Annotated in this window: 21 protein-coding genes and 1 other RNA gene; 5 read left to right on the top strand and 17 right to left on the bottom strand. The window is 68.6% G+C overall.

The window, feature by feature from the left end; all coding sequences use genetic code 11:
* Window positions 1-364: 364 nt before the first annotated feature.
* The 4 genes from C665_RS05755 to C665_RS05740 all read right to left on the bottom strand — a co-directional run bounded on the left by C665_RS05755 (window position 365) and on the right by C665_RS05740 (window position 6,719).
* A complete protein-coding gene (locus C665_RS05755; protein WP_040828643.1) occupies window positions 365-1,255 on the bottom strand; it encodes an ADP-polyphosphate phosphotransferase in 891 nt (296 codons plus the stop codon).
* 286 nt (window positions 1,256-1,541) lie between these two features.
* A complete protein-coding gene (locus C665_RS05750) occupies window positions 1,542-4,256 on the bottom strand; it encodes a cation-transporting P-type ATPase (RefSeq protein WP_004302487.1) in 2,715 nt (904 codons plus the stop codon).
* Between the two features lie 191 nt (window positions 4,257-4,447).
* Entirely contained in the window at window positions 4,448-5,863 is a 1,416-nt protein-coding gene (locus C665_RS05745; protein ID WP_004302485.1) for a hypothetical protein, read from the bottom strand.
* Between the two features lie 34 nt (window positions 5,864-5,897).
* Window positions 5,898-6,719 carry an NADPH-dependent oxidoreductase gene (locus C665_RS05740; protein ID WP_004302484.1) on the bottom strand — a complete coding sequence of 274 codons (822 nt, stop codon included), beginning with the start codon at window positions 6,717-6,719 and terminating at the stop codon, window positions 5,898-5,900.
* 259 nt (window positions 6,720-6,978) lie between these two features.
* On the opposite strand from C665_RS05740, the gene C665_RS05735 reads away from it, so the two are divergent.
* Both C665_RS05735 and ffs read left to right on the top strand, forming a co-directional pair.
* Window positions 6,979-8,670 carry an AMP-binding protein gene (locus tag C665_RS05735; protein ID WP_004302482.1) on the top strand — a complete coding sequence of 564 codons (1,692 nt, stop codon included), beginning with the start codon at window positions 6,979-6,981 and terminating at the stop codon, window positions 8,668-8,670.
* A 91-nt stretch (window positions 8,671-8,761) separates the two neighbouring features.
* Window positions 8,762-8,860: signal recognition particle sRNA small type (gene ffs, locus C665_RS20115), an RNA gene on the top strand.
* An 83-nt stretch (window positions 8,861-8,943) separates the two neighbouring features.
* Here the strand turns inward: ffs and C665_RS05730 are convergent.
* Window positions 8,944-9,846 (bottom strand): ZIP family metal transporter, encoded by a 903-nt coding sequence (locus C665_RS05730; RefSeq protein WP_004302481.1) that lies wholly within the window; start codon window positions 9,844-9,846, stop codon window positions 8,944-8,946.
* 212 nt (window positions 9,847-10,058) lie between these two features.
* On the opposite strand from C665_RS05730, the gene argB reads away from it, so the two are divergent.
* Window positions 10,059-10,961, top strand: a complete 903-nt coding sequence (argB, locus tag C665_RS05725) for an acetylglutamate kinase (protein ID WP_004302479.1) — start codon at window positions 10,059-10,061, stop codon at window positions 10,959-10,961.
* A gap of 280 nt (window positions 10,962-11,241) precedes the next feature.
* On the opposite strand, the gene C665_RS05720 is transcribed toward argB, so the two are convergent.
* Entirely contained in the window at window positions 11,242-11,679 is a 438-nt protein-coding gene (locus tag C665_RS05720; RefSeq protein ID WP_004302477.1) for an Hsp20/alpha crystallin family protein, read from the bottom strand.
* A gap of 158 nt (window positions 11,680-11,837) precedes the next feature.
* Between C665_RS05720 and C665_RS20110 the strand changes: the two genes are divergently transcribed.
* Window positions 11,838-12,041: a cysteine-rich CWC family protein gene (locus C665_RS20110; protein ID WP_004302475.1), complete on the top strand. Its 204-nt coding sequence runs from the start codon at window positions 11,838-11,840 to the stop codon at window positions 12,039-12,041.
* Here C665_RS20110 and C665_RS05715 read toward each other — a convergent pair.
* The 11 genes from C665_RS05715 to C665_RS05665 form a co-directional block, all read right to left on the bottom strand.
* Window positions 11,998-12,363: a barstar family protein gene (locus C665_RS05715; RefSeq protein ID WP_004302473.1), complete on the bottom strand. Its 366-nt coding sequence runs from the start codon at window positions 12,361-12,363 to the stop codon at window positions 11,998-12,000. The two genes, C665_RS20110 and C665_RS05715, sit on opposite strands and share 44 nt — an antisense overlap.
* Before the next feature lie 11 nt (window positions 12,364-12,374).
* Complete coding sequence (locus C665_RS05710; RefSeq protein WP_004302471.1) at window positions 12,375-12,779, bottom strand: guanyl-specific ribonuclease; 405 nt, start codon at window positions 12,777-12,779, stop codon at window positions 12,375-12,377.
* A 6-nt stretch (window positions 12,780-12,785) separates the two neighbouring features.
* Entirely contained in the window at window positions 12,786-14,435 is a 1,650-nt protein-coding gene (locus tag C665_RS05705) for a tetratricopeptide repeat-containing response regulator (protein WP_004302469.1), read from the bottom strand.
* Window positions 14,436-14,580: 145 nt separating this feature from the next.
* On the bottom strand, window positions 14,581-16,380 hold the full coding sequence (aspS, locus tag C665_RS05700; RefSeq protein ID WP_004302467.1) for an aspartate--tRNA ligase: 1,800 nt from the start codon (window positions 16,378-16,380) through the stop codon (window positions 14,581-14,583).
* A gap of 87 nt (window positions 16,381-16,467) precedes the next feature.
* A complete protein-coding gene (locus tag C665_RS05695) occupies window positions 16,468-17,094 on the bottom strand; it encodes a DUF502 domain-containing protein (RefSeq protein ID WP_004302465.1) in 627 nt (208 codons plus the stop codon).
* 82 nt (window positions 17,095-17,176) lie between these two features.
* Window positions 17,177-17,440 carry an FmdB family zinc ribbon protein gene (locus tag C665_RS05690; RefSeq protein ID WP_012584903.1) on the bottom strand — a complete coding sequence of 88 codons (264 nt, stop codon included), beginning with the start codon at window positions 17,438-17,440 and terminating at the stop codon, window positions 17,177-17,179.
* Between the two features lie 157 nt (window positions 17,441-17,597).
* A complete protein-coding gene (locus C665_RS05685; protein WP_004302462.1) occupies window positions 17,598-18,449 on the bottom strand; it encodes a prepilin peptidase in 852 nt (283 codons plus the stop codon).
* Between the two features lie 4 nt (window positions 18,450-18,453).
* A complete protein-coding gene (locus C665_RS05680) occupies window positions 18,454-19,683 on the bottom strand; it encodes a type II secretion system F family protein (RefSeq protein ID WP_004302460.1) in 1,230 nt (409 codons plus the stop codon).
* 15 nt (window positions 19,684-19,698) lie between these two features.
* Window positions 19,699-21,414: a type IV-A pilus assembly ATPase PilB gene (gene pilB / locus C665_RS05675; protein ID WP_004302458.1), complete on the bottom strand. Its 1,716-nt coding sequence runs from the start codon at window positions 21,412-21,414 to the stop codon at window positions 19,699-19,701.
* An 88-nt stretch (window positions 21,415-21,502) separates the two neighbouring features.
* Entirely contained in the window at window positions 21,503-22,783 is a 1,281-nt protein-coding gene (locus C665_RS05670) for an HlyC/CorC family transporter (protein ID WP_004302456.1), read from the bottom strand.
* Between the two features lie 83 nt (window positions 22,784-22,866).
* Window positions 22,867-23,697 (bottom strand): cytochrome C assembly family protein, encoded by an 831-nt coding sequence (locus tag C665_RS05665; protein WP_012584904.1) that lies wholly within the window; start codon window positions 23,695-23,697, stop codon window positions 22,867-22,869.
* Between the two features lie 48 nt (window positions 23,698-23,745).
* On the opposite strand from C665_RS05665, the gene ffh reads away from it, so the two are divergent.
* Entirely contained in the window at window positions 23,746-25,116 is a 1,371-nt protein-coding gene (gene ffh, locus C665_RS05660; RefSeq protein WP_004302452.1) for a signal recognition particle protein, read from the top strand.
* Window positions 25,117-25,127 lie beyond the last annotated feature (11 nt).

Genomic DNA, 25,127 nt, shown 5'->3' with positions numbered 1-25,127 from the left:
AGAAACCGCCGCGCCCGGGGGCGACAGGCGCGACGCCAGTCGCGATGCGGCGCACGACGGACCGCCGAGCGGATCTCCGGCGCAGGGATCGCGGCTCGCGTCGCTCCCACGGGAGATCGATCGCTGTCACGGCCCGGGGTGGGCGTCGCGGCGACGGCAGTGCGCGGTCTTTTGTGGGAGCGACGCAAGTCGCGACCGCGGCACTTCGGTCCGCGCCACGACTCCCGCAGGCTGCAATCGCGACTCGCGTCGCTCCCACAAGACGTCGTGGTGCATCCGGACGCGTCAAAGGGTAACGCGGCCGGAACGCAGCACAACGCGTCGCTCCCACAAGACGTCGTGGTGCATCCGGAGGCCGGCGAAGTCAGACCTCGCCGGCTTCGAGCTGGCGGCGGATCTCGAGGAGCTTCTCGCGCCGTGCCGGACTGGTCTCGGGGTAGTGCAGGTCGAGCCCCGCGAGGGTGTCGACCAGGATCTGCGAGACGATCAGGCGGGCGTTCTTCTTGTCGTCGGCCGGCACCACGTACCATGGGCAATCGGGCGTGCTGGTGGCGCGCAGGCAGTCGGCGTAGGCGGCCATGTACTTGTCCCAGTGCTTGCGCTGCTCGATGTCGCCTTCGTCGAACTTCCAGTTCTTGTCTTCCTCGTCGATGCGGGCGATCAGGCGGTCGCGCTGCTCGTCCTTCGAAAGGTGCAGGAAAATCTTGACGATGCGCGTGCCGTTGCGGTGCAGGTGGGCCTCGGCGTCGACTATGGAGCGGAAGCGTTCGCCCCAGAAGTCGCGCGCGGCCAGGGTCTCGTCGGGCAGCTGCTGGCCGCGCAGGATCTCGGGGAGCACGCGCACGATCAGCACCTCCTCGTAGTACGAGCGGTTGAAGATGCCGATGCGGCCGCGCTCGGGCAGCGCGACGTGGGTGCGCCACAGGAAGTCGTGGTCGAGCTCGGTGGGGCTCGGGTGCTTGAAGCTGAACACCTGGCAGCCCTGCGGGTTGATGCCCGACATGACGTGGCGGATGGCGCCGTCCTTGCCGGCCGCGTCCATGGCCTGGAAGATCACCAGCAGCGAGTAGCGGTCGTGGGCGTAGAGCATCTCCTGCAGCTCGGCCAGGCGCTCGGTGCCGGCGTCCAGGCGCTCCTCGTAGTCGCTCTTCGAGTCGTAGACGGCGCGGACCTTGGTCGGCCAGTCGGCGAGGTCGACCTTCTTGCCGCCCTCGACGCGAAACCCGGCGATGTCGATCGGTTTGTGCTTGCTCATCGGATGCTCCGTCTGGTTGGGGTGGGCCGAAGCGGGCGTGCGGGACATTGTCCGCCTCCTTGCGGCCGACGTCATGCACCGGATGCGCGCGAGTCGTGGTGCGAGCGGTCCGCACCGGAGCTGCACGGGGAGGCTCGGCGCGACCACCCGCAGAGGAGCCCCGCGCGGGAGAAGTCGAACGCGGCACGTGGCGAAGCCGCTTGCGTCGCTCCTGCAGGCGATCCGAGGATGTGTCGGTTCTGCAGGAGCGACGCAAGTCGCGATCGGCGCCTGGCGAGGCGCCCGCTCAGCCGCTCTTGCGCGCCCCGTATCGCCGCTGCAGCGCCTTCTCGGCCTCGATCACGAGGAAGACCAGCGCGCCGATCGCGAGCGGGGGCAGCCAGTATTCGAGCGCGAGCGGGGTGGTGCCGAACCAGGTGTTCATGAAGGGCAGGTAGACGAAGCCGAGCTGCAGCAGGGCCAGGATCAGCACCGAGACCTGCGCCGCCGGGTTGGTGAACAGGCGCGCGGGCGAGAGGCTGGAGGCGGTGAGGAAGCGGCTGTTGAAGAGGTACCAGGCCTGCGCGACCACCAGGGTGTTGACCGCCATCGTGCGCGCGGCCTGCAGTTCCATGCCCTGCAGCAGCGAATACTCGAACGAGACGATGGTGGCGCCGCCGATCAGCAGCGACACGAAGCCCACCCGCCACAGCATCGCGCCGTCCATGATCGGCGCGCCGGGGCGCCGCGGCGGGCGCTGCATGACGCCCGGCTCGGCGGGCTCGAAGGCGAGCGCAAGCGCCAGCGTGACCGCCACCACCATGTTCACCCACAGGATCTGCACCGGCGTGAGCGGCAGGGTGAGGCCGAGCACCACCGCGGCGAGCATCACGAAGCCCTGGGCGCCGTTGGTGGGCAGGATGAAGAGGATGGCCTTGCGCAGGTTGTCGTAGATCGTGCGACCTTCCTCGACGGCGCGCTCGATGGTGGAGAAGTTGTCGTCGGCGAGCACGATCTCGGCGGCCTCCTTGGTGGCCTCGGTGCCCTTGATGCCCATCGCCACGCCGACGTCGGCGCGCTTGAGCGCGGGGGCGTCGTTGACCCCGTCGCCGGTCATTGCCACCACCTCGCCGCGCGCCTGCAGGGCCTCGACCAGGCGCAGCTTGTGCTCGGGGCTGGTGCGCGCGAAGAGGTCGCAGTCGTGGGCGATCCGCTGCAGTTCCTCGTCGCTGGCGGCCTCGATCTCGGCGCCGGTGATCACCTTCAGCGCGTCGGCCGTGCCCAGGCCCATCTCGATGCCGATTGCGCGCGCGGTGCCGGCGTGGTCGCCGGTGATCATCTTCACGCGGATGCCGGCTTCGTGGCAGGAGCGGATCGCCGCGATCGCTTCCGGGCGCGGCGGGTCGATGATGCCGATGAGGCCGAGGAAGACCATGTCCTCCTGCAGGTCCTCGATGACGAGCGCGTCCTTGCTGTCGGGCACGTCGCGCGCGGCGGCGGCGAGCACGCGCAGGCCCTCGCCGCTCAGCGCGTCGATGCGCTCCTCCCAGAAGGCGCGGTCGAGCGCCACGAGCTCGCCGTCGGCGCCGAGCTCGTGGCGGCAGCGCTCGAGCAGGCGGTCGGGCGCGCCTTTCAGCAGGATGCGGCGCTGCCCGCAGGGGGCGGTGTCGAGCGTGGCCATGAACTTGTTGGCCGACTCGAAGGGGATGCTGTCGTGGCGCTGGTGCGCGCCGGCGTCGAAGCCGGCCTTGTGCGCGAGCGTGCGCAGCGCGCCCTCGGTGGGCTCGCCGGTGACCTTCCACTGGCCGTCCTCTTCGGCGATGTGGGTGTCGTTGGCGACCGCGACGACCTCGATCAGCGCGTGCAGGTGGTCGTGGTGCGCCAGGCTGGCGACCTTGCCTTCGAGGGTGATCTCGCCCTCGGGGCGGTAGCCGGTGCCGCTGACCTCGTAGAAGCCGCCGCGGGTGAGGACGTGGCGCACGGTCATCTCGTTCTTCGTCAGCGTGCCGGTCTTGTCCGAGCAGATCACCGTGACCGAGCCGAGCGCCTCGACCGCGGTGAGCTTGCGCGTGATCGCGTTGCGCCGCGCCATGCGCTGAACGCCGAGCGCGAGCGTGATGGTGAGGATGGCGGGCAGGCCTTCGGGGATGGCCGCGACCGCGAAGCCGATCGCGGCGAGGAAGACCTCGGCCAGCGGCTGCTCGTGCACCGCGAGGCCGACGCCCAGCATGAGCAGCGCCAGGCCGACGATGAGCACCGACAGGATCTTGCTGAACTGCACCATCTGCCGGGTGAGCGGGGTCTGCAGGGGCTGCACCTCGGCGATCAGGCGGTCGATGCGGCCGAGCTCGGTGTCGGGCCCGGTGGCGACGGCCACGCCGATGCCCCGCCCGGCGGCGACCAGGGTGCCCGAATAGGCCATGCCGAAGCGGTCGCCGACGCCGGCGGCGGCCTCGACCGCGGCGGTGTTCTTGTCGGCGGGGACCGACTCGCCGGTGAGCGCGGACTCCTCGATGCGCAGGTTGGTGGCCTCGATCAGGCGCACGTCGGCGGGCACGCGGTCGCCCGAGCGCAGGCGCACGATGTCGCCGGGCACCAGGCCGTCGGCGTCCACCGCGCTCCAGTGTCCGTCGCGGCAGGCCTCGGCACGCAGGGACAGCATCTTGCGGATGCCTGCAAGCGCCTCCTCGGCCTTGCCTTCCTGAATGAAGCCGATGATGGCGTTGATGACCACCACGCCGAGGATGACGCCGGTGTCGATCCAGTGGCCGAGGCTCGCAGTGATCGCGGCGGCGCCGAGCAGCACGTAGATCAGCACGTCGTTGAAATGCTTGAAGAAGCGCTTGACCACGCCGTCCCGGGGCGGCTCGGGCAGGCGGTTGGGGCCGATCTCGGCGAGACGTCGTGCGGCCTCGTCCGCAGAGAGGCCCGTCGGGCTGCTGTCCAGCGCTGCGAGGACCTCGTCGGCCGCGCGGGCGTGGGCGTTCTCGATGGGGGAAAGCTGGGCGGTTCGCGGGCTCATGTCCGTGCTCCGTGCCGGTGCGGATGCGCTGTGCGCAGGATGCCGCGCGCGCGATCGAAAGCAAGAGGCTTGTGCAAGCCTGCGGCGCGGATGTTGCGCTGCATTAATACAGACCGTCGCTCCCGCCGAAGTTCAAAAAAAGACCCCGCGTGCTGCAGGGTCCGGAGTCGTGGGGGCGTGCACAGGGCCGCTCACTCGGTATCGTAGCCGAGCAGGCGGCCTTCGATGATGCGTTGCGCAACCGCCTCGGGCACGTCGGTCTCCCACTCGCCGCGGCCGCGGCGCAGGCCGGTGAGCACCTCACCGATGTCGATGTGCAGGTGGGTGTCGTCGTGCGGCTGCACCGCCACCAGCTTGTCGTTTTCCTTGAGGTGGGCGAGCAGGTGGCGCAGGTTGGCGGGGACGGCCACGTTGTCGAGCGTCACCGTGGCCGAGGCGTCGGTGCCGCGCGGGCGGGACGGATACACATAGACGTGGGTGTTGTCCGGGAAAAGCTTGCCGAAGGCCTCGAGGATGCCGCCCTCCAGGCCTTCATAGTATTTCTCGTCGAACAGGAAGGCGAAGTCGCGCACCGACAGCACGATCCCGATCGGCTTCTGGGTGTAGCGGCGCAGGTAGGCGCGCAGGCGGAAGAAGCGCACATAGTCCGAGATCATCACCGTGTAGCCCTGCGAGGCGAGCAGATCGATGCGGGCGAGGAAGTCGGCGCCGTCCACGTTGTCGCCGCTGATCAGCGAGTTCATGGTGATCTCGGCGAGCGAGACGATCTCCTTGTCGTCGACCGCGGCGAGCTGGCTGAACTGGCGCAGGCCGGCGGCCATCATGTCCACATTCACCAGGGTCACCGGCTTGAAGCTGCCGCGCATCACCATCACCGGCTTGCGGTAGAGGAGCTCGCCCGGCACCACCACCTCGCCCTGCGGGTTGAAGACCACCGCGCGCGTGAGCCAGCTGCGGATCAGGTGCAGGTTCATCAGGCGGTTTTCCACTTCGTCGAAATACGGGCCGGAGAAGTGGATCAGGTCGACCTCGATGCGCTCGGAGCCGAGCCCGTCGGCGAGACCTTCCACCACCCACTCGGGCTGGTCGTGGTGGAAGAAGGCGCCGTGGATGAGGTTGACGCCGAGGATGCCGAGCGCCTCGGACTGCAGCGCGTTGTCGTTGTCGAGCATGCGCACGTGCATGACCACGTCGCTCGGCGCGGCGCCCGGGTGCAGCTGCAGGCGGATGCCGACCCAGCCGTGGCATTCGTTCTTCTGCTTGAAGCTGCGCGCGGTGACGGTGGCGGCGTAGGCGAAGAAGGTGGTGTTCTTCGGCCGCACGTGGGCGAGGCGGGCGACGACCTGGGTGAACTCCTTGTCGAGCATCTGCAGCAGGCGGGCACGGCTGACGTAGCGGTCGACGTGGCCGTAGATGTCGTCGCTGACCGCCATGTCGTAGGCCGACATGGTCTTGGCGATGGTGCCGGCGGCGGCGCCGACGTGGAAGAAGCGGCGCGCCACCTCCTGCCCTGCGCCGATCTCGACGATGGAGCCGTATTTGTACTTGTCCAGGTTGATGGCGAGCGCCTTCTGGTCGGTGCTCAGCGTCGTGTCGCGTTTGCGCATGGCGGATCCTTCTTTGCGGGCAGGAGGGAGGGGATTACTTGAGCGCGAAGCCGAGCGCCTGGAGCGCCTCGACCAGGCGGTGGCGGCCGGAGAGCGTCTCGGGGCCGGCGATGCGCTTGGACGAGTGCACGCTCCAGGTGCCATGCACGTTCATCTTCTGCTCCGCGTAGAAGCGCGTCATCGCGCGGTCGTAGGCGGCGATGCCGGCGTCCTGGGCGTCGAGCGAGTAGCGTTCGTGGTGCAGCACCACCGCTTGCGGCGGGCGCGGCTTGATGTCGGCCGGGCGCGCCGGATCGGGACGGCCGACGCACATGCCGAACACCGCGAACACGCCGGGCGGCAGGCCGAGCAGCGCGGCGACCTCTTCGGGGTGGTTGCGCATGCCGCCGATGTACACCATGCCCAGGCCGAGCGATTCGGCCGCCGCCGCGCCGTTCTGCGCGGCGAGCGCGGCGTCGATGACGCCGGTGAGGAACATCTCGAGGTAGTCCAGGCCCTCGGCCGGGCGCCCGAGGCCGGTGGCGATGCGGCGCAGGCGGGCGAGGTCGGCGAGCCACACGAGCTGCAGCGGCGCCTCGCGCACGTGGGCCTGGTCGCCGGCGAGCTCGGCCAGCCTGGCGCGGCGATCGGCGTCGCGCACCGCGACCACGCTCCACACGTTGAGGTTGGACGAACTCGCCGCCGATTGCGCGGCGGCGACGATCGCGGCGAGCTCGGCATCGGTGACCGGGTCGGGCAGGTAGGCGCGCACCGAGCGGTGGTCGAGCAGGTGCTCGACGAGCGGGTTGAGGGCGATCTCGGCGGGGATGGATTCCTGGCCGTAGCGGGCTTGCAGGCGGGAAGAGGGGGGGGGCATGGTTGCTCCTTGCACGATCGGCGGCGATACTCGCTCGCAAGCGGCAAGTATATCGACAGTGGATGCGGCGCCCCGCAGCCCGGGTGCGAGCGACGAGGGCGCTTGCCGCGGCGATCGGGCGGGTGAAGCACTTTGCCGGTCATAAACATAATTTCGATCAAGAATGGTGCGCTGCGTTAACGTCAACGTAAAATAGCGGGATCGGGCGGGCATGCACCCGTCCGGAGCATTCCAACGACGTCCTGGAGAGGAGAGAACCATGAGCGCAGTCAACGAATTTCTCGCCGCGCGCGATTTCCTGCTGCAGCACCGCAGCGATTACGCGACGGCCTACGCCGGCTTCAAGTGGCCCAAGCTGAAGGAGTTCAACTGGGCGCTGGACTACTTCGATGCGATGGCCAAGGGCAACGACAACCCGGCGCTGTGGATCATCGAGGAAGACGGCCGCGAGTCGAAGCTTTCCTTCGCCGAGATGTCGGCGCGCTCGAACCGCGTCGCCAACTGGCTGCGCAAGCAGGGCGTCAAGCGCGGCGAGCGCATCCTGATCATGCTCGGCAACGAAGTGCCGCTGTGGGAGACCATGCTCGCCGCGATCAAGCTCGGCGCCGTGGTGATCCCCGCCACCACGCTGCTGACCCCCGAGGACCTCGTCGACCGCGTCGAGCGCGGCCAGGTCAGGCACGTGGTGATCGGCAAGGCCCACACCGACAAATTCGAGAACCTGCCCGGCAGCTTCGGCCGCATCGCCGTCGGCGGCGCGCCCGCCGGCTGGAAGGCCTTCGAGGACGCCGCGGCCGAATCCGACGCCTTCACCCCGGACGGCGTGACCCGCGTCGACGACCCGCTGCTGCTCTACTTCACGTCGGGCACGACCTCCAAGCCCAAGCTGGTGCTGCACACCCACCAGTCCTACCCGGTCGGCCACCTTTCGACGATGTACTGGATCGGCCTCAAGCCCAACGATCGTCACATGAACATCTCCTCGCCGGGCTGGGCCAAGCACGCCTGGAGCTGCTTCTTCGCGCCCTGGAACGCCGGCGCCTGCGTGTTCCTGTACAACTACAACCGCTTCAACGCGGCGGCCCTGCTCGACGTGCTGGTGAAGTACGAAGTCACCACGATGTGCGCGCCCCCGACCGTGTGGCGCATGCTGATCCAGCAGGACCTGGCCTCGGTCAAGACCAAGCTGCGCGAGCTCATCGGTGCCGGCGAGCCGCTCAACCCCGAAGTCATCGACCAGGTCAAGAAGGCCTGGGGCATCACCATCCGCGACGGCTTCGGCCAGACCGAGACCACCGCGCAGATCGGCAACACCCCCGACCAGCCGCTCAAGCCCGGCTCCATGGGCCGTCCGCTCCCCGGCTACAAGATCGCCCTGCTCGATGCCGAGAGCAAGCCCTCGGTCGAGGGCGAGGTGGCGCTGGTGATGGGCGAGCACCGTCCGGTCGGCCTGATGGTGGGTTACTCGGGTGATCCGGCCAAGACCGCCGAGGTCATGCGTGACGGCCACTACCGCACCGGCGACGTCGCCAGCATCGACGAGGACGGCTACATCACCTACGTCGGCCGCGCCGACGACGTGTTCAAGGCCTCCGACTACCGCATCAGCCCCTTCGAGCTCGAGAGCGTGCTCATCGAGCACCCGGCGGTCGCCGAAGCCGCGGTGGTGCCGAGCCCGGATCCGCTGCGCCTGGCGGTGCCCAAGGCCTTCGTGATCCTGGTCGCCGGCCAGGAGCCGAGCCGCGAGCTGGCCAAGGACATCTTCGCCTTCACCCGCGAACGCCTGGCCCCGTACAAGCGCATCCGCCGCCTCTCCTTCGCCGACCTGCCCAAGACCATCTCGGGCAAGATCCGCCGCGTCGAGCTGCGCAAGGCCGAAGAGGCGCGCGGCGAGGCCGCCCGCGGCGAGCTGGAGTTCTTCGAGGAAGACTTCCCCGAGCTCAAGGGTTGATGAGGGGCTGCACGCGGGGTTGATCGCTGCGGTGGTGGGCGGCTTCTTTGCCGCACCGCAGCGGCCGGCATGCTGCTACAATGCCGGCCGTGGCGGGTCTCCCCGCATTGCAGCGCGGTGAACCTGGTCAGGGCCGGAAGGCAGCAGCCACAGCCGCTCCCTGCAAGTGCCGGGGGTCAGGCTCGCCACCCCGAACACACGAAGGGCGCTCCGCGGAGCGCCCTTCGTCTTTTGCACCCCGCTCGGTGCGCTTCACTGCGGACGCCTCGTGCCTCACCCGAGCAGCGTATCCATCAGCATCATCATCACGAAGCCCACCATCAGGCCGCCGGTGGCGAGCGTCTCGTGACCGCGGCGGTGCGACTCGGGGATGATCTCGTGGCTGACCACGAAGAGCATCGCGCCGGCCGCGCCGGCCAGGCCCCAGGGCAGGATGTTCGCCGAGACCGACACCATCATCGAACCGGCGATCGCCGCGATCGGCTCGATCAGGCCCGACGCCGCCGCGACGCCGAAGGCGAGCCAGCGACCGTAGCCCGCCGCCACCAGGGCGATGGCGACGATCAGGCCTTCGGGCACGTTCTGCAGCGAGATCCCTGCCGCGACCGCGTCGCCCGAGCCGGCGCCCGTGCCTTCGAGTCCGGCCGCCACGCCGATCGCGAGACCTTCCGGGATGTTGTGCACGGCGATCGCGAACACGAACAGCCACACCGCGGCACCGCTGCGCCGGCCCTCGGGGAAGTGGGTATGCGGCAGGGCGCGATCCATGGCGAGCATGCCGCCGGCACCGAGCAGCACGCCGAAGGCGACCAGCAGGGCTGCGCCGGTCTCCGAGCCGGTCTGCGCGAGCGCGGCGTCGAAGCCGGGCAGCAGCAGCGAGAACACGCTCGCGGCGAGCATGACGCCGGCGCCGAAGCCGAGCAGCATGCCCTGCACGCTGGCGCCGATCTGGCGCACGACGAGCAGCGGCACCGCACCCAGCGCGGTCGCTGCGGCCGCCATGGCGCCGCCTGCCATCGCGCCCGTTACGGCGAGGTCGAAGCCCTCGACGCTGCGCACGAGCTGGGCGACGAGCAGCGCCAGACCGGTGATGGCGATCAGCCAGCCGCTGAGCGCGCGCAGGGCTCCGGCCGGGCTGGCGTGCTGGAAATGCAGGCGAGCGACCTTGTCGACCATGATGTGGATCCTCCTGTGAGCGTGGCGGCAGGGCCGCCTTGTCCGATGGAGCCAGTATCGGCGATCGGCCTTGATAGTTCCAATTGAACGTTTAGACGATCAGGATAGCCTGGATGTATATAGACCGTTACCTCACCGGGCTTTGCTGCGGTGCACTTCCGGTTCCGCGGGCTGGCCACTAGAATCCCCTTGTCCGTTCAAGGAGTCTCCCGATGACCCAGCCCGTTCACCAGCAAGACGTCACCCCCGCCCGCAAGGCCGAGATCCTCGCCGAGGCGCTGCCCTACATCAAACGCTTCTTCGACAAGACCATCGTCATCAAGTACGGCGGCAACGCGATGACCGATCCGCACCTCAAGGATTGCTTCGCACGCGACGTGGTGCTGCTCAAGCTGGTCGGCCTCAACCCGGTGGTGGTGCACGGCGGCGGCCCGCAGATCGAGAATCTGCTCACCCGCATGGGCAAGAAGGGCGAGTTCATCCAGGGCATGCGCGTGACCGACGCCGAGACCATGGAGGTGGTCGAGATGGTGCTCGGGGGCCAGGTGAACAAGGAGATCGTCAACCTGATCAACAAGCACGGCGGCAAGGCCGTGGGCCTCACCGGCAAGGACGCCGGCTTCATCCGCGCCAAGAAGCTGCTGATGCAGAAGCACGGCGCGCCGGAGGGCGATCTGATCGACGTCGGCCAGGTGGGCGAGATCACCGGTATCGATCCCAGCCTGATCTCCTTCCTCGACCAGGGCGACTTCATCCCCGTGATCGCGCCGATCGGCGTGGGCGAGGAGGGCGAGACCTACAACATCAACGCCGACGTGGTCGCCGGCAAGCTCGCCGAGATCCTCAAGGCCGAGAAGCTGGTGCTGCTCACCAACACCCCGGGCGTGCTGGACAAGGCGGGCAACCTGCTGACCGGCCTGACGCCGCGCCAGATCGACGACCTGGTCGCCGACGGCACCCTGTCGGGGGGCATGTTGCCCAAGATCGGCTCGGCGCTCGACGCGGCGCGCAACGGCGTGAAGTCGGTGCACATCATCGATGGCCGCGTGGAACACTGCCTGTTGCTCGAGATCCTCACCGACCACGGCGTCGGCACGATGATCAAGAGCAAGTAGAACCCGCGCGTTTGCCGCGCCGCCGTCGAGGATGGCGTGCGACGCGGCTCGCGACTTGCGTCGCTCCTACGAAAACCGGCGAGGCCTCGGGGGCGCTGCAGGGGGATCGCGACTTGCGTCGCTCCTACGCGAACCGGCGAGGCTTCCGGGGGGCTGTAGGAGCGACGCGAGTCGCGATGGCTGCCGCGCCGCACTTGCCGAACTCGGTCTCTGGCTGAAGACCCGCTCGCGAATCGCGCCACTCCTGAATCCCGTTTGTCCCGAACTGCCGGGCAGGCGTCTACTCGATGTTGAGCCGCTTGGCCTGGACCTCGGCCTTCTTGGGCAGGTTCAGCTCGAGCACGCCATCGTTGAACTTCGCGCTTGCCGCAGCCTCGTCGATTTCCTGGCCGAGCTGGAAGCTGCGCGAGATCTTGCCGAAGTAGCGTTCGGTGCGCAGCACCTTCTCGCCGTCCTTGATCTCCTTCTCCTGCTTGCGCTCGGCACTGATCGACACCACCGGGCCGTCGATATGCACGTGGATGTCCTCCTTCTTCATGCCGGGCAGTTCGGCATGCACTTCGTAGCCTTGCGCGGTCTCCTTGACGTCGACCCGCATCTGCGGCGCGTCGGTGCCCGGGGTGGCGAGCTGCTGGCCGCCGAAGTCGACGGGGCGCACGAAGAAGCCGCGGAAGAAGTCGTCCAACGGGTCGGTGCGACGGGTGAGAGGGTTGCTCATGTCGTGTCCTCCTGGGTCCGGGTTCTTGCCGGGGGATCCGGCTTCAAGACCAATATAGGCGCGGAGGAAGCGTTTTCAAGGGCCGCGCGCGCACCCTGCCCGTCCGGCTGCGCTAACCTTGCGGCGGAGTTCGAACGAACCAGGGAGGCGAGACGCCGATGAACGAAACCACCAATGTCTGTCCGCGCTGCGGCGCGGCCTTCACCTGCGGCATGCGCGCAGGCGAGGCGGAGTGCTGGTGTGCGGCGCTGCCGGCCGCGTTTGCGGTGCCGGCCGAAGGTGCGGGGGAGTGCTATTGCCCGCGCTGCCTCGCCGAGCTCATCGAGGCGCGCCGGAAGGTGCCTCGGGAAGCGCGGGGATGAAGGTGTGGCCGAAGCCCACGCCCTCGGCGCGCCAGAAGTCGCCGGCTTCGTCGAGGATCTCGCACAGCGTGGCGAAGGTCTCGGGCGCGGTCGCGCGCAGCGCGTCGGCATGCAGGAATTCGAGCCGGTAGGCCGCGGCGGGCAGCCAGGAGAGATCGCACAGGCAATCCGAGAGCGCGTCCCAGTTGTGGCCGAACCAGTCCGGGAAGCGCAGCGCGGTCGCGATGCGCGCGAGCAGTCCGGCCTTGTCCGTGCAGCCGGCGAGGTCGATGCGCAGCGGGGGAGTCGGCTGCGCGGCGGGGGCGTGCGAGGTGTGGCTCATGGACGGACGGCTCAGGGCAGCGAACGCAGCGGTGCGATCTCGCGGAAGCTGCGGTAGTGGTCGGCAGTGTAGTAGAACACCTCGGGTGGATCGCCGCCGCTGACGATGCGGCGCGCGCCGCGATCGCGCGCGCCGGGCGTGGGCACGGTGTATTCGCGGTAATAGCCGCGCGGCCGCGCCGGTAGCAGGCGTTCGCGGTTCTGGAAGGTGGTGCCGTCCTTGCGGTAGGGGAAGGGGCCGCCGCGCTGGATGAGCGCCAGTGTCTCGATCGCCTCGGCCGGCAGCCCGGCGTGCGAGGGCTGCAGCAGGCCCTGTGCAGCTTGCGGGGCATCGGGCGCGGCGCCGGGCGAGCAGGCGGGCAGGCCCGCGCCGAGTACGAGGAGGAGCAGCAGGCGGAGCAGGACGGTACGCAGCATCGGGGTTCAGGCGCGGCGGGTGCGGGTGACGGGGGCGCGCTCGGGGCGGATACCGTAGCGCTTCATGAGCTCGTGGCGGAATTCGGTAATCGCCGCCAGGCGCGGGTTGGCGGGCGCCATGCGCTGGGTGCGCTCGATCAGGCTGCGCGCCTGCGCGGCGAAGGCCTCGTTCCAGCCGCGGTGCTCGATGTGGCGCAGCAAGGCGAGCGCGGCATTGAACAGCACGTGCGGGTTGCCCGGCATCTTGCGCGCCGCGTTCATCATCTCGGCGACCGCGCCGTCGTAGTCGCCGCTGCGCGCTTTTTCGGCGCCGGCGCCGATCAAGGTCCTGACCTCGTTCTGCACCTGCTCCTCGACCTCGGCGGAGAGGTTCTCGAAGCCGCGTGCCTTGAGCGCGGCGCGCGTGCTCGCCAGGCTGCGGTCGTCGCCGTGGGTGCGCATCAGGTCGGCGAGGAGCTGGCGGCCCTCGCTCTCGAGCTTGCGGTCGTAGCACAGCTCGAGCAGGTCGCGGCGCAGCCCGGGGGAGAGCTCGCGGATGCGCTCGGGGCTCGCGAGCGCGCGCACCATGGCGCTGCGCAGGCCTTCGGCGTCGTTGCGGTGGCCCTCGAACAGGGCGTTGCCGACGGCGAGGCAGAGTTCGCCCTTGGGGTGGCGGACGAGGTTGCGCTCGAGGTCGGCAAGCGTGGCCAAGGCTTCGTCCGGGCGTTCACGGGCGAGCTGGGCCTGCACCAGGCGGACGTGATCCTCGGGGTCGCGGAATTCGGAGTAGCTGCCGCGGCGCACCGCCTCGGCGAGACTGTGCTCGGCACGGTCGAGCTCGCCGGCCTGCAGGGCGAGCTCGCCGAGCCGGCGCAGGCGCGGGAGGCGGTAGGGCGAGAGATCGGCCGCGCGCTGCAGGGTTCCGCAGGCCTCGGCGGGGCGGCCGGTCTCCTCCTGCACGCGTGCGAGCAGCTCGTGCGCCTCGATGAAGCGCGGGTGGCGGGCGACGAGGTCGGCGAGCAGGTGCTCGGCCTCGACCCAGGCCTCGCGCACCACCAGCATGCGTGCCAGCCCGAGCGAGGCCCAGGGGATGGGACGCGCGGCGAGGATCTCGCGGTACAGCGCCGCGGCCTCCTCGATCTGGCCGATCTGGGCGTGCAGCTCCGCCTGCAGGCGCATGAAATCGACCAGGTACTGCGGGTGGCGGTCGCGCGCCTCGCGACAGGCGGCGAGCGCGCCGACGGGGTCGCCGAGCTTCATCAGCTGCCACACCGGCAGGAAGGCGTCGCGCTTCTCGAAGGCGCGCAGCAGGCGCACGCGCAGGCTCTCGGCGGTGAGCGGCTTGAGGATGTAGTCGTTGGGAACGAGCTCGCAGGCGCTGATCACGCGCTCGTAGTTGCGCTCGCCGGTGATCATCACGAACACCGTGTCGGGCGGGATGATGGCGTGCTGGCGCAGGTCCTCGAGCAGGTGCTGGCCGTCCTGGCCCTCGCCGAGGTCGTATTCGGACAGGATGAGGTCGAAGGGCTGCGCGCGCAGGCGGCGCATCGCCATGCTCGCCGAGACCGCGAACTGCGGCGAGTCGATGCCGATCGAGGCGAGCATGTTGCGCAGCTGCGCGCGCATGCTCGACTGGGATTCGACGACGAGGACCTGCAGGCCGTGGGGGAGGAGCATCGGGGCGTCCGGGATCGGGGGGCCGCGCGGCGTGCGGGCCATCCGTGAAGATTACGGCATGGCGCCGGCAGGCTGAAGCCCCTGCGGCCGCCTTCGCGGCGATCCGGCAGGGGCTTCGGGATCTCCGGCCGGTGTGCCGCCGGACTCAGCCGCGCTCGACTTCGACCTGGGTCTCGACCTTCTGGCGCAGGCGGATGTGCAACTCGCGCAGCTGCTTCTCGTCCACGCCGCTCGGCGCGTCGGTGAGCAGGCACTGGGCGCGCTGGGTCTTGGGGAAGGCGATGACGTCGCGGATGGATTCGGCGCCGGTCATCATGGTGACGATGCGGTCGAGGCCGAAGGCCAGGCCGCCATGCGGGGGGGCGCCGTACTTGAGCGCGTCGAGCAGGAAGCCGAACTTGGCCTGCTGCTCCTCGGGGCCGATGTTCAGTGCCTCGAACACGCGCGCCTGCACGTCGGCGCGGTGGATACGCACCGAGCCGCCGCCGATCTCCCAGCCGTTCAAGGCGAGGTCGTAGGCCTTGGCCAGGCACTCGCCCGGGTTGGATTCGAGCAGGTCGATGTGCTCGTCCTTGGGGCTGGTGAAGGGGTGGTGGCAGGCGGTCCAGCGCTTGTCGTCCTCGTCGTACTCGAACATCGGGAAGTCGACCACCCACAGCGGACGCCAGGCCTCGCCGGTGACGTAGCCCTTCTCGTGGCCGAGCTTGATGCGCAGCGCGCCCATGGCGTCGTTGACCACCTTGGTCTTGTCGGCGCCGAAGAAGATCAGGTCGCCCGACTGCGCGCCGGTGCGCTCGAGGATGGTGCGCAGCGCGGTCTCGTGCAGGTTCTTGACGATCGGCGACTGCAGGCCGTGCTCGTTGGGCTGGGTGACGTCGTTGACCTTGATGTAGGCGAGGCCGCGGGCGCCATAGATGGCGACGAACTTGGTGTATTCGTCGATCTCGCCGCGGGTCAGGCTGTTGCCGCCCGGCACGCGCATCGCGGCGACGCGGCCGCCCGAGGTGGCGGGGCCGCTGAAGACCTTGAAGGCGACGTCCTGCACCGCGTCGGTGACGTCGGTGAGTTCCAGCGTCACGCGCAGGTCGGGCTTGTCCGAGCCGTAGCGGCGCATCGCCTCGGCGTAGGTCATGCGCGGGAAGGGCGCGGGCAGCTCGACCGCCATCGCTTCCTTGAACACGTAGCGGATCATCTCCTCGACCAGGGCGGTGATCTCGTGCTCGTTCATGAACGAGGTCTCGAGGTCGACCTGGGTGAATTCGGGCTGGCGGTCGGCGCGCAGGTCCTCGTCGCGGAAGCACTTGACGATCTGGTAGTAGCGGTCGTAGCCGGCCACCATCAGCAGCTGCTTGAAGAGCTGGGGCGACTGCGGCAAGGCGAAGAACTGGCCCGGGTGCACGCGCGAGGGCACCAGGTAGTCGCGCGCGCCTTCGGGCGTGCTCTTGGTCAGCATCGGCGTCTCGACGTCGATGAAGCCGGCGCCGTCGAGGAAGCGGCGGAAGGCCATCGTGGTCTTGTAGCGCAGCATCAGGTTCTTCTGCATCTGCGGGCGACGCAGGTCGATGACGCGGTTGGTCAGGCGCACCGTCTCGGACAGGTTCTCGTCGTCGAGCTGGAAGGGCGGCGTGGCGGCGGCGTTGAGCACCTCGATGTCGTGGCAGAGGATCTCGATCTCGCCCGAGACGAGGTTGGCGTTCTCGGTGCCGGCGGGACGGCGGCGCACCTTGCCGCTCAGCTTGAGGACGAACTCGTTGCGCACCGATTCGGCCGTCTTGAACATCTCCGCGCGGTCGGGGTCGCACACCACCTGCACCAGGCCCTCGCGATCGCGCAGGTCGATGAAGATGACGCCGCCGTGGTCGCGGCGGCGATGTACCCAGCCGCAAATGGTGACGATCTGGTCGAGGTCGGCGGCGGTGACTTTGCCGCAGTAGTGAGTTCGCATGTCGGGTTCCGCAGGTTCGGGGGCGCTTGCGCCCGGGGATTCAGGATTCGGCAGGGTGGAGAGGCTGGAGTGTTCGGGGAGCTTCGTTCAGGTGTCGGACAGCGCGGGCACGGGTTCCGGCCTGCGCGCCGGCGGAGCGACCACGCCCATCGAGATGATGTACTTGAGCGCGTCGTCCACGCTCATGTCGAGCTCGACGACCTCGCTGCGCCGCATCATCAGGAAGAAGCCCGAGGTCGGGTTGGGCGTGGTCGGTACATACACGCTGACGTAGTCGCCGCGCAGGTGCTCGGCCGCGTCGCCGCCCGGCTGGCCGGTGAGGAAGGCGATGGTCCACACGCCCTCGCGCGGGTATTGCACCAGCAGCGCCTTGCGGAAGGCCTGGCCGTTGCTCGAGAACACCGTGTCGGAGACCTGCTTGACGCTGTAGTAGATCGACTTGACGACCGGGATGCGGGCAAGCAGCGCTTCCCAGAGCTGCACGAGCTTCTGCCCGAGCACGTTGGCGGCGACCAGGCCGGTGAAGAACACCAGCAGCAGGCTCGCGACGACGCCCACGCCGGGGATGTCGAAGCCGATGTAGCGGCTCGGCTGGTATTCGGCGGGCAGCCACAGCAGGATCGCGTCGAGCGTGCCGACGATCCAGGCGATCACCATGTAGGTGATCGCCAGCGGGAGCCAGATCAGCAGGCCGGTGATGAAGTATTTTTTCAAGTGGGGTTCCTGGCCGCCGCGCTGCGCGGCTGCTTGCGTCTGCCGCGCCGCGGCCGGCCCGCCGCGAGATGGGTCGATCCGCTCAGTGGCAGGCGCAGCCGCCGCCGCAGCCGCCGGTCGCAGGCGAGGGCGTGGATTCGGCCGCCGGGGCCGCGCTCTTGGCTCCGCCCTTGAAGTCGGTGGCGTACCAGCCCGAGCCCTTGAGTTGGAAGCCGGCCGCCGACAACTGCTTGGCGTAGCCGGTCGTGCCGCAGGACGGGCAGACGGACAGGGGCTCGTCGCTCATTTTTTGCAGGTGTTCCTTCTGGAAACCACAGCTCGGGCAACGATATTCATAGATGGGCATGGCGTGCTCCCGAAAACAAGTGCGCAAGTCTAACGCAACGCAGCATAAGGAAAAAGCGCGTCCGGAACGGTCGCGCCCGGGTGCAAGATGAGGGCGGGGGAGGAGGGCTTCAAGCCCCCCGTGGCGGACCGTCCGCAGCGGCGCGCGCGGCGCGCGCTCAGAGCAGCCCGAGGTAGCGCTCGGTGATGCGCTCGCCCCAGAACAGCGCGATCAGGCCGGCCGCGGCGAGGTAGGGGCCGAAGGGGATCGGCACGTTGCGGCCGTGGCGGGCGACGACGATCAGCAGGATGCCGACCACCGCGCCCACCAGCGAGGACAGCAGGATGGTCAGCGGCAGCATCTGCCAGCCCAGCCAGGCGCCGATCGCGGCGAGCAGCTTGAAGTCTCCGTAGCCCATGCCCTCCTTGCCGGTGGCGAGCTTGAACAGCCAGAACACCGCCCACAGCGCGAGGTAGCCCGCCATCGCGCCGATCACCGCGTCGGGAAGCTCGGCGAAGGTGGTGCCGAGGTTGAAGGCGAGGCCCAGCCACAGCAGCGGCAGGGTGATGTCGTCGGGCAGCAGCTGGGTGTCGAGGTCGATGAAGGTGAGCGCGACCATCGCCCACACGAACAGCAGGGCCCCGAGCGCGCTGGCGCCGAAGCCGAAATGCCAGGCGGCGTAGGCCGACAGCAGCGCGGAGAGGGCTTCGACGATCGGGTAGCGCCTGCTGATGCCGGCGCCGCAATGTGCGCAGCGCCCGCGCAGCACCACGTAGCTGACGATCGGGATGTTCTCCAGCATCGTGATCTGGTGCCCGCAGTGCGGGCAGCGCGAGCGCGGCGTGGCGAGGTTGAAGCGCTCGTTGGCGGGTGCTTGCTCGCCACGCAGCTCGGCCGCCTGGGCGTGCCAGTCGCGCTCCATCATCCTGGGCAGCCGATGGATCACGACGTTGAGGAAGCTGCCGACGAAGAGTCCGACCAGGCCGGAGAGGATGGTGAAGGCGAGCGGGTCGCGGAGAAGCTCGATCATGGGTTCAGACGACCGAACCGAGCTTGAAGATCGGCAGGTACATCGCCACCACCAGGCCGCCGATGATGGTGCCGAGGAAGACCATGATCAGCGGCTCGAGCAGTTGCGACAGGCCGGCGACCGCGTCGTCCACCTCCTGCTCGAAGAAATCGGCGACCTTGCCCAGCATGGCGTCGAGCTGGCCGGACTCCTCGCCGATCGACACCATCTGCACCACCATGGTGGGAAAGACTTCCGCGTTCTGCATCGCGACCGTCAGGCTGGTGCCGGTGCTGACCTCGCTCTGGATCTGATGTGTCGCCACCACATAGACGTGGTTGCCCGATGCGCCTCCCACCGAGTCGAGCGCCTCGACCAGCGGCACGCCGGCCGCGAACATGGTCGACAGCGTGCGCGTCCAGCGTGCGACCGTGGCCTTGCGGATGATCGCGCCGATCACCGGGATGCGCAGCACCAGCCGGTCGACCGCGATCTGCATCGCAGTCGAGCGCTTGTAGCTCCAGGCGATCGCCACGAGGGCCGCGATGAGGGCGCCGAAGATCAGGTACCAGTAGGCCACGAAGGCGTCCGAGATGGCGATGACCATCAAGGTGGGCACCGGCAGCTCGGCACCGAAGCTGGAGAACACGCTCTTGAACTCGGGGATCACGAACAGCATCATCACCGAGATCACGAGACCCGCCACCACGACCACCGCGGCAGGATAGAACAGCGCCGACTTGATCTTGCTCTTGATCGCGAGGATCTTTTCCTTGTAGGTGGCGATGCGGTCGAGCAGGCCGTCGAGGATGCCCGCCTGCTCGCCCGCTGCGACCAGGTTGCAGAACAGCCGGTCGAAGTGCGCAGGGTGCTTGGCGAAGGCCTGCGACAGGTTGGAGCCGGTCTCGACGTCGGTGCGGATGTCGTTGAGCAGGCGCACGAGCGCGGCGTTGCCGGAGCCTTTCATTGCGATGTCGAAGGCCTGCAGCAGCGGCACACCGGATTTCATCATCGTGGCGAGCTGGCGGGTGAACAGCGCGATGTCCTTTTCGGAGATGCGTCCGCCGCGCGCCATCTTCTGCTTGCGGATCTTGATCACCTGGATGCCCTGGCGGCGCAGCATGGCCTGGACCATGGCGTCGCCGGTGGCGCGGATCTCGCCGCGGACGACCTTCCCGGTCTTGTCCTTGCCTTCCCAGATATAAAGGTCCTCCCTCGGACCGGTGGCACGTGCCGCGCGGCTTGCAGTGGCCATGAAATCGAGCGTCCTTTATTCGTTGGTCGTCGCCAGCACTTCTTCGAGCGAGGTGATGCCTTGGCGCACCTTGCGCAGGCCCGACTGGCGCAGGTCGAGCACGCCCTCGCTGCGGGCCTGGGCGGCGATGTCCATGGAGTTTCCGCCGGTCATGATGATGCGGGCGATCTCCTCGCTGATCGGCATGACCTGGTAGATGCCCACCCGGCCCTTGTAGCCGCTGCCCTTGCAGCGTTCGCAACCGCCCGGTCCCATCGGCTGCCAGCCGCCGTCGAGCTCGTCGGGCTCGAAGCCGGCCTCCAGCAGGGCCTGGGCGGGAATGTCGACGGGCTTCTTGCAGGAGCATAGCCGGCGGGCGAGGCGCTGGGCCGTGATCAGGATCACCGAGGATGCGATATTGAACGGCGCCACGCCCATGTTCTTGAGGCGCTCGAGCGTGGAGGGCGCGTCGTTGGTGTGCAGGGTGGACATCACCAGGTGGCCGGTCTGCGCGGCCTTGATGGCGATCTCGGCGGTCTCGATGTCGCGGATCTCGCCCACCATGATCACGTCCGGGTCCTGGCGCAGGAAGGCGCGCAGCGCGGCGGAGAAGGTGAGGCCGGCCTTCTCGTTGACGTTGACCTGGTTGATGCCGGCGAGATTGATCTCGGCAGGGTCCTCGGCGGTGGAGATGTTCACGCCCGGCTTGTTGAGCAGGTTGAGGCAGGTGTACAGCGACACCGTCTTGCCCGAGCCGGTGGGGCCGGTGACCAGGATCATGCCGTAGGGGCGCTCGACCGCGGCGAGCAGCGCCTCGCGCTGCTCGGGGTCGTAGCCGAGCGCGTCGATGCCGAGCATCGCCGAGCTCGGATCGAGGATGCGCATCACGATCTTCTCGCCGTGCAGGGTCGGCAGCGTCGAGACGCGGAAGTCGATCGCCTTGTTGCGCGACAACACGAGCTTCATGCGCCCGTCCTGCGGCACGCGCTTCTCCGAGATGTCGAGGCGCGAGATCACCTTGATGCGCGCGGCGATCTTGTCCTTGAGCACCAGCGGCGGCTGGGCGATGTCGCGCAGGATGCCGTCGGTGCGCACGCGGATGCGGTAGAACTTCTCGTAGGGCTCGAAGTGGACGTCCGAGGCGCCCTCGTTGATCGCGTCGATCAGCACCTTCTGGATGAACTTGACGACCGGGGCGTCATCGACCTCGTTGGCTTCCTCCTCGTCGCGCGGCTGCGCGGGACCGTCCTGCTGCAGCAGGTCCATGTCGAAGGCTTCGCCGGTGAGCTCCTTGAGCGTGTCTGCGGCCGACTCGGACAGGGCCTCGACCGCGCGCTTGAGCTTGTCCGCCTCGACGATCACCAGCTCGATCTGCAGGCCGGTCTGGAAGCGGATCTCGTCCAGCGCGCGCAGGTTGGAAGGGTCGGCGGTGGCGAGCGTGATGCGGCTCTGGCGCTTGGCGAGCGGCGCGACCTGGTGCTTGGCGAGCAGCTTGCGGTCGACCGCCTCGCGCGCGAACATCGCCGCATCGAAGGCGGCGAGGTCGAGGAGCGGATAGCCGAAGGTCTCGGCGGCGAAGCGGGCCATCGCCGCGCAGCTCATCAGGCCGCGGTTGGCGACCTCGAGGATGAAGGCGGTCGCGGCCTCGCCCGCATGGGTGGTGCATGCGATCGCGTCCGCCTCCTTGAGGTGGCCATGCTGGATCAGGGCCCTGGCGAAGCCGCTCAGGGCCGGTTTGGAGGTCGCCGCCATGCCTTGCTCGTGTCCGGACTGCGGCCGATGTTGCCCGCCGCCCCCGGCCTTGTAAAGATGCGCGCAGCCGGTGCCGGGGCGCGCGGGCTCACTGTCCGGCGCCCTCGATCCGCGGACGGAAGATGCGCGCGGTGCGCACCATGCGGTCCTGGGTCTGCACGACCTCGATCGGGGTATCGGCGATCTTCATCGATACCCCGGTCTCCGGGATGTCCTGCAGGTGTTCGAGGATCAGACCGTTGAGCGTCTTCGGACCATCGATCGGGAGTGCGAGCTCGAGCCGGCGGTTGAGCTCGCGCAGGTTGGACGTGCCATCGACCAGCACGCTGCCGTCTTCGCCCCAGTGCATGCGGTCGCCCACGTCCGGGGTGCTGGTGGTGAACTTGCCGATGAGTTCCTCGATGATGTCCTCGAGGGTGATCAGGCCGAGGATCTCGCCGTATTCGTCCACCACGAAGCCGAGACGCTGCTGGTTCTCCTGGAAGAACTGGATCTGCGAGTAGAGCGGCGTGTCGGCCGGCACGAAATAGGGGCGGGCCAGGAGGTCGCGGATGCGGTCCACGCTGAAATTTTCCTCCAGCGTGTTGCCGAGCAGCTTGCGCTGGTGCAGCACGCCGATCACGTGCTCGCTGTCGCCGTCGTAGACCGCCAGCCGGGTGTGGAAGCTGGTGGCGATCTGGCGGCGGACGATGTCCTCGGGGTCGGACAGGTCGATGCTCTCGATCGCTCCGCGCGGCGTCATCACGTCCTCGACCGTGATGCTCTCGAGGTCGAAGAGGTTGAGCAGCATGCTGCGGTGCTTGTGCGGGATGTACTGGCCCGACTCGATCACCATCGCGCGCAACTCTTCGACGGAGAGCGCCGAGCTCGTCTCCTCCTTCGGCTGCAGACGCATCAGGTTCAGCAGCCCGCGCGAGAACAGGTTGATGAACCATACCGCGAAATACGACGCGCGCAGCAGGCCGGTGAGTGGGTAGGCCACGAAGGGGGCGAGACGATCGGCGTGGTTGGCGCCGACGACCTTGGGCGTGATCTCGGAGAACACCAGGATCGCGAAGGTGGCGAGCAGGGTCGCCACGCCGAGGATCCAGCTCTCGTTGCCGAAGAGCTCGAGCGTGATCACGCTGACCAGGGTGGCGGCGCCCGTGTTGACCAGGTTGTTGAACAGCAGGATGACGCCGAGCAGCCGGTCCGTGCGGGCGAGCAGGTCGAGGGCCAGGGTGGCGCCGCGGCTGCCCTGATTGGCGAGGGAGCGCAGGCGGTAGCGGTTGGCCGCCATCATCACCGTCTCCGACATCGAGAAGCATGCCGACAGGGTCAGCAGCACGACGAGGGCGACGATCTGAAGCGTCAGGGTGAGGTCCGTCACGAGGGGCGGTGGAAAGGAAAGGGGCCCCGAGTATTGGAGCCCCTCGTGACGGTGTCAATGCACGCGGACTTCGGCGGGCGGACTCAGGTGCGATGCAGCACGACTTCGATGACGAAGCGGCTGCCCACGTAGGCGAGCATCAGCGCGACGAAGCCGGCCAGGGTCCAGCGCAGCGCCAGCCGGCCGCGCCAGCCCCACAGGCGGCGGCCCACCAGCAGGCCGCCGAAGAGGAACCAGGAGACGAAGGCGAACACCGTCTTGTGGTCGACCCGGAAGGCCTGGCCGAACAGGCTCTCGGAGAACAGCACGCCGCTCGCCAGCGTCAGCGTGAGCAGCACGAAGGCGATGGAAATCAGCCGGAACAGCAACGCCTCCATGGTGAGCAGGGGCGGCAGGCCGGAGAGCAGGCGGCTGAAGCGTGCGTTGTGGAGCTGGCGCCCGGCCACCGACATCAGCATCGCGTGCAGGGCGGCCAGGGTGAACAGGCTGTAGGCGAGCATGGCCACGACGAAGTGGGCGCGGAAGGCCGGCGAGGTGGCGTTGGCGAGCACGTGGTCGCCCGGGAACAGCATCGGCACCAGGCTGCCGATCGCACCTGCGGGCATCACCGCCGCGTGCAGGCCGTCGAGCCGGGTGTAGAGGGTCTCGACCCAGTAGAAGCACACCGCCAGCCAGACCATCAGCGAGACCGCGACGCCGAAGCCGAAGCGCATCTCGCTGCCGGGGAAGATCGCCAGGTGCAGCGCCGCGCCGTGCGCGACGATGGCGCCCAGCAGCAGCAGGCGCTCGCGCGTGCTCATGCACTCCCGGCGCGGCTCCAGCGCGGAACCGCGCGTCATGCAGGTGCGCCAGAAGAACACGCCCAGACCGGCGTAAAGCGAGGCGGGGAGGAGATGAAGTAGAATTGTGCGCATACGTAGCCGCAGTTTACTCCAAGTCACGCGCCCAAGGCCTGCCCCAACATGCTCGACAATCTGACCCAACGCCTGTCCAAGGTCGTCAAGACCCTCCGCGGCCAGGCCCGCCTGACGGAAGAAAACATCCAGGAGGCGATGCGCGAGGTGCGCATGGCCCTGCTCGAGGCCGACGTCGCGCTGCCGGTGGTCAAGGACTTCGTCGCCAAGGTCAGGGAGAAGGCGGTCGGGCAGGAGGTCATCGGCTCGCTGACGCCCGGCCAGGCCCTGGTCGGCGTGGTGCACGACGAGCTCAAGGCGCTGATGGGCGGCGCCCACGAGGGTCTGGACCTGTCCACCCAGCCGCCCGCGGTGGTGCTGATGGCCGGCCTGCAGGGCGCGGGCAAGACCACCACCACCGGCAAGCTCGCCAAGCTGCTGCACGAGCAGCACAAGAAGAAGGTGCTGGTGGTCTCCACCGACGTCTATCGCCCGGCGGCGATCGAGCAGCTGAAGACGGTGGCAGCGCAGGCCGGGGTGGGCTTCTTCCCCTCCGAGACCGCGCAGAAGCCGGTCGACATCGCGCTCGCCGCGCTCGACTACGCGCGCAAGCACCACATGGACGTGCTGCTGGTCGACACCGCCGGCCGGCTCGCGGTGGACGAGGCCATGATGGCCGAGATCCAGGTCCTGCACGCCGCAGTCAAGCCGATCGAGACCTTGTTCGTGGTCGACGCGATGCTCGGTCAGGATGCGGTGAACACCGCGCGCGCCTTCAACGAGGCGCTGCCGCTCACCGGCATCGTGCTGACCAAGCTGGACGGCGACTCGCGCGGCGGCGCGGCGCTGTCGGTGCGCCACGTCACCGGCAAGCCGCTCAAGTTCGCCGGCGTGGGCGAGAAACTCTCCGGGCTGGAGCCCTTCCACCCCGACCGCATGGCCAGCCGCATCCTCGGCATGGGCGACATCCTCGGCCTCGTCGAGGATGCGCGCCGCGGCGTGGACGAGGAGAAGGCCAAGGCCTTCGCGCAGAAGCTCAAGACCGGCAAGGGCTTCGATCTCGACGACTTCAAGGAGCAGATCGCCCAGATGCGCAAGATGGGCGGGCTATCCTCGATGATGGACAAGCTGCCGGCACAGTTCGCCCAGGCGGCGGGCAAGCTGCAGGGCGGGGCCGAGGAAAAGGCGATCTCGCGCATCGAGGGCATCATCAACTCGATGACCCCGCTCGAGCGCGCCAAGCCCGAGATCCTCAAGGCCAGCCGCAAGCGCCGCATCGCCGCGGGCGCCGGGGTGACGGTGCAGGAGGTCAATCGTCTGCTCAACCAGTTCGAGCAGACGCAGAAGGTCATGAAGCAGTTCTCCAAGGGGGGCATGAGCAAGATGATGCGAGCGATGAAGGGCATGATGCCGGGCGGCCTGCCGGGCATGCCGCGCTGAGGGGGGGGGCG

The organism is Thauera aminoaromatica S2 (assembly GCF_000310185.1).
GTDB classification, from domain to species: Bacteria; Pseudomonadota; Gammaproteobacteria; order Burkholderiales; family Rhodocyclaceae; genus Thauera; species Thauera aminoaromatica.
The sequence above is the reverse complement of the archived record's forward strand: the minus strand, read 5'-3'. Positions and strand labels throughout refer to the sequence as shown.